The 4360-nt window shown below is 62.6% G+C and carries 5 protein-coding genes; 1 reads left to right on the top strand and 4 read right to left on the bottom strand.

Going from position 1 to position 4360, the window contains the following annotated elements; all coding sequences use genetic code 11:
- The 4 genes from Q0Y42_RS13955 to hfaA form a co-directional block, all read right to left on the bottom strand.
- On the bottom strand, window positions 1-550 hold a 550-nt coding region (locus Q0Y42_RS13955; protein WP_297804999.1), incomplete at its 3' end, for an insulinase family protein.
- A gap of 163 nt (window positions 551-713) precedes the next feature.
- Window positions 714-1952, bottom strand: coding sequence for a holdfast anchor protein HfaD (gene hfaD, locus Q0Y42_RS13950; protein ID WP_297804994.1), 1239 nt, complete (start codon window positions 1950-1952; stop codon window positions 714-716).
- Window positions 1879-2886 (bottom strand): holdfast anchoring protein HfaB, encoded by a 1008-nt coding sequence (gene hfaB, locus Q0Y42_RS13945; RefSeq protein WP_297804991.1) that lies wholly within the window; start codon window positions 2884-2886, stop codon window positions 1879-1881. The genes hfaD and hfaB overlap by 74 nt, the downstream gene beginning before the upstream one ends.
- Complete coding sequence (gene hfaA, locus Q0Y42_RS13940) at window positions 2883-3344, bottom strand: holdfast anchoring protein HfaA (protein ID WP_297804989.1); 462 nt, start codon at window positions 3342-3344, stop codon at window positions 2883-2885. Before hfaA ends, hfaB begins: the two co-directional genes overlap by 4 nt.
- Before the next feature lie 112 nt (window positions 3345-3456).
- On the opposite strand from hfaA, the gene Q0Y42_RS13935 reads away from it, so the two are divergent.
- Window positions 3457-4122: a rhomboid family intramembrane serine protease gene (locus Q0Y42_RS13935; RefSeq protein ID WP_297804986.1), complete on the top strand. Its 666-nt coding sequence runs from the start codon at window positions 3457-3459 to the stop codon at window positions 4120-4122.
- The last annotated feature ends 238 nt before the right edge of the window (window positions 4123-4360 follow it).

Here is a 4360-nt window from a genome sequence, read left to right as displayed (position 1 = left end):
GTTCGGCGTTGATGGCATCCACTTCCATCAGGGCGCTGGACGCCTGTTGGCGCATGATCATCAGCGCGGCATCGACGGTCTCGTCGTTCGCGCGGGGGAGTTCCAGACGATAGAAGGTCTGGTCAAACGACGTGCCCGCATTGGTGTCTGCACCAAAGGCCAGACCCAGACGCTCGAGAATGCGGAGCATCTCGTTCTCCGGCACTTTTTCCGTGCCGTTGAACAGCATGTGCTCGGTGAAGTGGGCCAGACCGCGCTGGTCGTCATCTTCGTGCAGGGAGCCGACATTGAAATGAAGGCGCAGCGACGCCAGCCCCGGCGGGGTCGCATTGCGCATCAGCACATAGCGCATGCCGTTGGGCATACGGCCAAAGCGCAGACGCTCGTCCGGCTTCAGGTCCGAGGCTTCATGGGCCCACGGCACACCGGCTTGGGCGGTGCTTTCGGCCACGGCGACAGCAGGCGCTGCAAACGCTACCGGCGGAAGGGCCGCCCCTGTGAGAAGGGCGAGGGCGGATACGGCGGGCAATAGCAAGCGGCGTGTCGTCAAGGTCGGGGGCTCCATGAGTTTTCCGGCAACCGAAGAAAAGCCCGGTCGCGGGAAATCATTACGGTCACCATCTTGCCTTAAAGCGACGGCCTTAACACGCAACTTACGGAAAGTTCATGTTTGGAACTTTGCCGTTTTAACTGATGAGCTTGGCTATACTTGGTCAGCCACCCGGTTTTGTCACATAGAAGCTTGCACTATTGCCCGTCGCGGTCGTACCGGTGATGACGGCGCGGCCTTGATTGCCGATGGTGGCGGTAGCTGTGGCGCTGACGTTGCCGTTGTTGGTCTGGGTCGAGCGGGCATTGACGATGCCGCCGCAGTCCGAACAGGCATATCCCGTGATGCTGTTGCCCGTGGCATTGGCCCCGACATAGGCGTCATAGCCGATGTGGCCCGTCAGTTCGGCCTCGACGACCACGCCGCCGCTGTTGAACTGGCTGTTGTCGATTTCCACCCAGATGTCCTGATTGCCGATAGTGGCCTGATTGGCCGTACCGTCGGCGATGGCGCGCAGGTCGCCATAGTCATAGGCAAAGGTAGAGGCGCGGCTGGACAGGCCGCCTGTGCTGGTTTGGTCGACGCTCACCACCTGAGAGCCACCGGCGTTGCTGGCGTTCAGGCGATTGGCTGCGGCGCTGGCCATGGTGGTGCTGGCCCACGCATTGGCGGCGCTGGCGACGCTTTCGGATGCGGTCCAGCCTTCTGAGGATTGGGTCACGCCGATGCGCTGGGCGGATGATCCGGTGGTGGCCAGCTGCACAGAGTTGGCAGTGGCATCGGATGAAAGGGTGGTGGTCCCCGGAACATAGCGCGCCGCGACGAAGCTCTCGGCGCGGGTGTCGCCGCTGGAGGACTGGCTGACCTGTCCGGTCAGGACCGCGTTCTGGCCGCCCGCCGACATATTGTTGGCATAGGCTGCAGTGGACGATTGCGTCCCGCCGGTCAGGTGGGCCTCGGCATTGTCATAGACGGTCTGTGCGACCGTGCTGCCATAGGCAGACTGTCGGCTGTCCAGCGCCAGTTCGGCGCCGTTGGCCGCGATGGCTCCTTCGTTGGAGCGGGCCTGGGTGACGGTGGTGATGCGGCCCGCGATCTCTCGCTCGAAGGTCGCATCAAGGCGTGCCGTCACATCGCCGTGCGAGGACTGGCGGTTCTCGACAGCGATGTCCTGCCCGTCCGAGCCGCCGCTGATACGGTTGCCCATGGCGGCATGGGATACCGTCACCTGTTGGCGAGCATCGACGACATTCAGCTGCTGGCCGGAGAAGATATCGCCGAACAGCGCCTGTTCATTCAGGATCAGCGAGCCGTCCTGAGCGCGGGCATCACTGGCTGACGCGGCGCACAGAACCGTCACGGCGATCATGCCAGCGGTTCGGATCGGCACGGGTTTGGCCATTGTTGCTGTCCGTATTGGGATGTTGGGCGTAGTAGTTGCCGGTCGCGCCCGCTGTCAGGGTGTTCAGCGGATCATTGGCGGGGTTCAGGCAGACTTCCGGTCCCGGAGCGCCGTAAAGGTTGCTCATGAACTCGACGGTCGCACGCTCGACCAGCGCACGGACGGCCAGTTGCACCGGCTCCAGCCCGCTGCTGCCAGCCGAGATGTCGAAGACATTGCCGTTTAGGAAGTCGAACACGCCTGCCGAAATCTCGCGGCCAACGATCTGCTTTTGATAGGAGACGACATCGACGACCTCGAGGGTGGTGGTCTGCACCATGCGCAGATCGATGGCGACGTTCATGACAAAGACCCGGCCGTTCAACAGGCCCGACCCGCCATTGTCCTTGACCTGTCCCATACCGGCATCAAATCCGGCAGAGCGGATGTTGTAATTCACCTCGGTGATGCCGCCGACGATATAGAAGTCCGAGCCGGGGACCTGCCCCGCCAGAATGCGGCGATAGCCGGGATCCTGCGGTGATACGGCTTCGTCGCCGATCAGGCGGTTGTTGGCATAGCGCAACTCAAGCTCCGAGACGGAGGTGTCGTAACGCTCGACAATACGGGCACCGGATTTGGCCAGCGCCGAGTTGGCCATCAGGGATGCGCCCTGTGTGATCTGGCGTCCGCCATCCGCAGAGATGGTGCCGGTATAGTCGCTGATCCGCCCCACGGCCATTCGCGGCGCGGGCAGGTTATAGCGACGCGCATAGTCAGCCAGACAATAGAGGGCGTCGGAGTAGGGGGTCGGGTTGGCCGTCACCGGCGCATTGCCGATGGGCTGGGCATAGAGGCCGCTCGACCCTGCAGAGGTGCTGACGCAACCGCCCAACAACAGGCTGGTGGCGGCAAGGGCAGCAACCGACTTCATCACAACGGGGACGCGCTTCATGGGAAAACCAGACTTCCGTTGAGGACCGTGCCGGCGCTGATGTTGCCGGTGTTGGTTTGGGTGGAGTTCACAATGACGGTGTTGTGGTTGCCCTGAACGACGACGTTCAGATTGTTGCCGATGGCAGTGGCCCCGCCGATGGCTGTCGAGCCGTTGCGGGCTCCGTTGCCGATGCTCGATGTCGAGGCGACACCGCCCGAGCTTTGGCTATAGGTGCTGGCACCCGACTGGATGATGCCATCGACGATCAGGCGATTGCCGTTCGCGTCGCGGGTTGAGCCGGTGGCTGCCGTGGCCGTGGTATAGCGAGAGGCTCCATAGCCTGCCTGCATCTGGGACAGGCCCTGACCCGCCGACTGTTGCGCGATGGCCCCGGACGGGATAGCGCCAGCGACAGCCAGCGTCAGTGCGCCGAGGCTGGTGGCGGTCCGGTGGGTGTAATGTGGTCTGACGCGCATTGGCACAGGCTCCCTCTCTCAAAAAGGGAAAGAGCAACCGCCATGCCAGTTTGATCGACCGCTTCGGCACACATGACTTGAGCTGATGGCAAACCCTGTCCATCTGTAGGACATGACCGAACACGACCCGCGCCCCCATAGTCCCGTACAGCCCCATCAGCGCGAGCCGATGTTCAACATCCCCTTTGTTCCACTGATCGTCGCGGTGGGGTTGGTGGCTTTATATGCCATGCAGGGGCAGCTGCCGGATGATGGTCTTGCATGGGGCCTGCGACCGATCGATCTGCAGCACGGTCACTATAGTGGCCTGCTGACGCACATGGTTGTGCATGGCAGCTGGGCGCATGTTCTGATGAATGCGCTGGGGCTGATCGCCTTTGGTAGCCCGGTGGCGCGGGACCTATCGCGCGGCTTGGGACCTGCGGCGTGGCTGGCGTTCTTTATTATCGGCGGTGTGTTCGCGGGTGGCGTCTATGCCCTCATCCATTGGGGCAATGCCATTCCGGTTGTGGGGGCGTCGGGTGCGGTGTTTGCGATGATTGGTGCCTCGCTGCGCCTGATGGCGGGGCCGTGCCTTCTCATTCCGCTGTTTCATCCCGTCGTGATGCGTGGTGCCTTCGTATGGATGGCTGTGAATGCGGTGACCGGAATCTTTGGCGGCCTGCTGACTGGGGATGGCGCAGCCGTCGCATGGGAGGCTCATGCCGCGGGATTCGTGGCTGGAATCATTCTTGTCGGGCCGTTTCACCGATTTTTCGGCGTCAAATATGTCGGGTAGGGCGGGGATGGCTGCCAAACCGTGGCGAAAGGTCGGCGGTTTCGCCATAAATGGCTGAATATCCGCCACATTCCGGCGCTTCGGTCCTGTTTTCATCCCCAGAGGGGCGGGTTCTGTGGATGAATCCCTGAATCTGGAAACGAGGGGTTGTTGGTCCGGCGAGTCGCGCCTATCTACCCACTCCTCGGCGGCGGGCGGTTCTTCGGAGCCACTGGCGGCGGGTTGTTAGCCTTTCGGG

This window comes from uncultured Brevundimonas sp. (genome assembly GCF_947305955.1).
GTDB lineage: Bacteria > Pseudomonadota > Alphaproteobacteria > Caulobacterales > Caulobacteraceae > Brevundimonas.
This window is presented reverse-complemented; position numbering and strand designations above follow the sequence as displayed.